General features: G+C 59.7%; 2 protein-coding genes and 2 pseudogenes. 2 read left to right on the top strand and 2 right to left on the bottom strand.

Annotated features, from left to right (window positions below; translation table 11 throughout):
• A pseudogene (locus FEM54_RS34145) lies at window positions 1–1,961 on the top strand (hypothetical protein); the annotation flags it as partial.
• A gap of 118 nt (window positions 1,962–2,079) precedes the next feature.
• Window positions 2,080–2,706, top strand: a complete 627-nt coding sequence (locus tag FEM54_RS25505; protein ID WP_138453546.1) for a glutathione S-transferase family protein — start codon at window positions 2,080–2,082, stop codon at window positions 2,704–2,706.
• A gap of 75 nt (window positions 2,707–2,781) precedes the next feature.
• On the opposite strand, the gene solA is transcribed toward FEM54_RS25505, so the two are convergent.
• Both solA and FEM54_RS34420 read right to left on the bottom strand, forming a co-directional pair.
• On the bottom strand, window positions 2,782–3,951 hold the full coding sequence (gene solA, locus FEM54_RS25500; RefSeq protein WP_138453545.1) for an N-methyl-L-tryptophan oxidase: 1,170 nt from the start codon (window positions 3,949–3,951) through the stop codon (window positions 2,782–2,784).
• Window positions 3,952–4,304: 353 nt separating this feature from the next.
• Window positions 4,305–4,489, bottom strand: a pseudogene (locus FEM54_RS34420) (hypothetical protein); the annotation flags it as partial.

Below are 4,489 nucleotides of genomic sequence, written 5' to 3'. Positions count from 1 at the left end.
TTATCAACGGCGAAACCCAGGGTGACGTGGCGTATGCCTTGAAACAGGTCGAGGACCATCTGGCGCGGGTAGACTCAGGCTTGGGCTGGGACGCGGACGCGCCTTTTACCTACCGTAAACTGATGCTTGAAGCCCACAAGCACAAGGTCGCGATCGACGGCGTGGACGCCTCGAGTTCTTATCATATGGAGCATGTGCTGGCGCTGTCTGAACAAGAGCGGTTTATCCCTCGCAACAGCAAACTCAGGAACTTCTATTCCCACAAAGCCCTTTCACAAAACGACCCCGATGATGGTTGGATCGCCCTGGTTGATCACACCCGCATAGGGAGCACGGACGAAGTGCCGGGGCTGGCCGATTTGCAGAATGTCATCGCCCTGCGTGTGGAGGATGTTACCCCGGGCCAGGCGGTGGGCATCTCGCCTGATACTGCCTCCGCCGCGTTGTCCCGGGGTGATTACCGGATGACCATGGCGCCGGCATCACAAGCGCTGCCGACGGCGGGTCCTTCAAGGGCGGTGCCGGCGCCCGCTGCACCGTCCCATTACAGTGAGTTCGATCTGCCCGCGTCGTTTAAAGCGCACCTGGATGAAATGGTGCACTCGCATCGTGACTTGGATACTCGCTACGGCTTTGGGATTGGGCACCTGTATGAGGCGGCGTTCAAGGGGTTCAAGAACACCCGTAATCGTTTGGAGAAGGCCGCCAAAGCCGCCTTTGCCACTTACACGCCCCCGGCACGGTCCACCTTCGTCGAGCTGGGTACGGTGGTTAGCGAAGAGGCGTTCGTCAAGCTACTGTACAAACTCAAGCGCGGACTGATTGTTGCTGAAGCGCATGCGGATAAGGCGAGTAAACAGTTCCTGATTAAATACATGAAGCTATTGAAAGAGCAGGGTGTAAAAACCTTGTATCTGGAACACCTGCTTACCGATCTGCACCAGCTTGAACTGGACGTTTTTTATAACACGCTGAAAATGCCGGAAAATCTCAAGCGCTATCTGAGGGCGCAGGACCTCGGCCATATGGGGAGCGGTTACACGGGAAAAAACACCTACACCAAGGTCGTCAAAGCGGCGAACAAGGCGGGCATCCGCGTCCGGGCTCTCGACTGCACCGCCAGTTACCACGTCAAAGGCATGCACGACTTGAACGCCCGCCAGAGCGTGTTCAGTTACTTTGCCAATGAGGTGATCAAGGCTGATCAGGCGGCACTGGGGCCGCATAAGTGGGTCGCACTCATGGGCACCTCCCACGCCGACATCTATCAGGGCGTGCCAGGCATTGCGCAATTGCAGGATGCGGTCAGCTTGACGGTACGCGATGTCGCGCCCGACCATGCGCTGCCTCTGCACCGTGGAGGCTGGGAAATCCTGGAGCGCGGGGTCAAGACGCCCGCGGGCACGGCCATGCGCAGTGACTTCAAGGTGCATGTCGGTGTGGCCGGTACGCCGGCGCCGCGCCCGATGGTTGCAGCGGATCGTACATGGATCAGAAGTGTCGGCGATTTCCTGATCGAGCGGCCTTCAATGACCCAAGCCAATGTGCTCCATCGTTCTAACACTGGAGATATCATTTCCACGCCTGTTCAAATTGACGATAAGGGGCAGTTCTTTATTGAGCGGTGGCCACAGTTGCAAGCAAAGCGTTACCCAAGTCTGGATTTTTTGATTCATGCACTCAAGACGGATGTGCAGTTGACGGCCGTTTCCGCTTCGACCCTGCCGAGCGTGCGCCTGAAAAACATCGGTGACTTCCTGATCGAGTACGCTTCATCCACCCAAGCCAGTCTGCTTCACCGTTCCAGGACTGGAGAGATTATTACCACCCCGATAAAAAGTGACGAGGTGGGGCAGTTGTTTATCGAACGCTGGCCGCAGTTGCAAGGCAAGCGGTATGCAACGATGGAGGGCTTGGTGGATGCGCTCAAGAAAGACGTGCTTTTGACTGCCGTCGCCTGATCACGGGCGCTTGAGGGGCAGCCTCTCGTGAAGGGGCTGCCACAATAAATCGTGGGCACTCCACTGGGCTGGCGTAGTCTCATGGCCAGACACCCACGCTTATCCTGCGGAGCTTCCCATGATCACCGTCCACCACCTCAACAACTCGCGCTCACAGCGCATCCTCTGGCTACTTGAGGAGCTCGGCCTGCCTTACGAGATCAAGCGCTACCAGCGCGACCCGAAAACCAACCTGGCGCCCCCGGAGCTCAAGGCCATCAACCCACTGGGGAAATCCCCGGTTATCGAAGATGGCAGCCTGGTGTTGATCGAATCCGCCGCCATCATCGACTACCTGATCCGCCGCCATGGTCAAGGCCGCCTGCAACCTGATCCTGCCTCTGCGACCTACGACAAATATGTGCAATGGCTGCATTTTGCCGAAGGCTCGGCCATGCTGCCGCTGATGCTCAACCTCTACGTCGGTCGTCTGGGTGAAGCCGGTGCGCCGTTGCACCCGCGTATCGAGTCGGAAGTGGCCAACTACCTGGGCTATCTGAATGACGTGCTGGCGGATACGCCGTATCTGGTCGGTGACGAACTGAGCGGCGCGGACATTCAGATGAGCTTTATCGGTGAAATCGCCAAGGCCCAGGGCAAGTTGCAGGCCTATCCAAACCTGGCGGCCTGGGTGCAACGCTTCCAGGCGCGACCTGCGTACCGCAAGGCGGTGGAGCAGGGCGGGGAATACGCGTTCGCCAAATAGGTCAGGCCAGAAGGCACAATTGCCCCTTGTGGCGAGGGGGCCCAGCCCGCTCGCCACGGGTCTGTGTCCCCATTCTTAAACGCTATTGCCCTCGAAGCGCTTTAACGAAAACGCCGACAGGTCCAGGTCACTCGACCCACGCATGCACCACTGCGCAAATGCCTCACCCAGCGCCGCCGAATGCTTGAAGCCATGCCCCGAGCACGGCGACACCACCAGGGTGTGCTGCAACGTGGGGTGTTCGTCGATGATGAAATCGTGGTCCGGCGTCACGGTGTAGGCACACACCGCCGCCTTGAGCACTTTGGCCGACACGCCGGTGATACGGCCCTTTACCTGCTGTTCGTACATCTCCTGGGCTTGCGCCGCCGAGACCGTGCGGTCCAGCGTTTCAGGCGTGGCCGTGGTGTGGTACTGCGCCGTGGCCAGCTTCATGCTGCCTTCGCCGGGCAACGCCGGGAACCCATAGTGGGTCTGACCTTGTTCGTGCGTGAGGATATAGGTGGGGGATTTGCCCACCAGGTCGGCCCCAGGCTCCAGCGCGAACCAGAACAGCTGTTGCCGATAAACACTCAGCAACCGGTCAAACGGCGCGCCGAGTAATTCGCCGGCCCAGTTGCCCGCACTCACCACCAGCTTGTCGGCCTGCAGCGTGCGCTGGTCGGTGGTCACCGTCACGCCGTCAGCATCCGAACTGATGTGGGTCACCGTCTCGTCCTTGTACAGCGTGGCGCCGTGTTGCTCGGCCAAGGTGAGTTGCACATCAATGCAGCACTCAGGGCGCACAAAGCCGCCGCCAGGCTCGTAGTAGCCGATGGCGCTGTCCGCCACCTGGGCAAATTGCGGGAAACGCTGGCGAATCTGCGCAGCGTCCAGCCGCTCATGTTCAATGCCGTAGGTTTGCGCCAGGCCAATGGTGCGCAGGGTGAAGTCGGTTGCATCGCTGGGGTCAAAGTCATCACGAGAGGTGAGCACCAGCAACCCCGACTGCTCAAACAGCGCCTGCCCCGACAACGCCTCAAGCTCGCGCCAGATAGCGTGCGAACGCCGCACAATGGGCACGTACTGCGCGCCTTCGCCCACCGACAGCCGCGTAATACGCGTATCGCCATGGCTGGAGCCAAAACTGTGGGGCGGGTGGTGGCGGTCGATGCCGGCGACTTTCACACCGGCTTTTGCCAGTTGATACACCGTGGCGGCACCCATGGCGCCCAGGCCGATGACCAGCGATTCATAGCGTTCCAAGGTTGGTACTCGTGTGTGAGGTGAGGGCGTAGTTGAGGCTAAGGCGTGGGAAAAAACAATGGGGGATAAGAAGGTAGCCTGTACCCCGTTCAGGAAACCCACAGTTGATCTTCGTCGCCCCGCAATCCCCTGTGGGAGCTGGCTTGAACTGCGATAGCCGGTTAACACGAAGTCTGTGGCAGGTGGGCTGTTGTGGCGAGCAGGCTTGCCACAGGAGAAATTGGCTGCCTTCAAACGTTGTGTAGATACCCATAGCTATCGCAGGCAAGCCAGCTCCCACATTAGCGCCGCGTCAGGCCAGGCGTGCCCGCCAATCGCCGAGGCCACCTCGGCGTCTTGTAGCGCCGCAGCCGTCAGTTCGCGCCGTTTGCTAGGGCCAGCTCCTTATTGGCCCGCGTATCGAACACCCAAATCACCCACAGGCTTTGCGGGAACGCAGCGTAGGGAGGTGGGCTGTTGTGGCGAGCAGGCTTGTCCTGCGTTGGGCTGCGAAGCAGCCCCAGTAAAGGCACTGCAATTTTCCTGAAAGAACTCAGCG

The sequence above is a fragment of the Pseudomonas edaphica genome (genome assembly GCF_005863185.1).
GTDB lineage: Bacteria > Pseudomonadota > Gammaproteobacteria > Pseudomonadales > Pseudomonadaceae > Aquipseudomonas > Aquipseudomonas edaphica.
The sequence above is the reverse complement of the archived record's forward strand: the minus strand, read 5'-3'. Positions and strand labels throughout refer to the sequence as shown.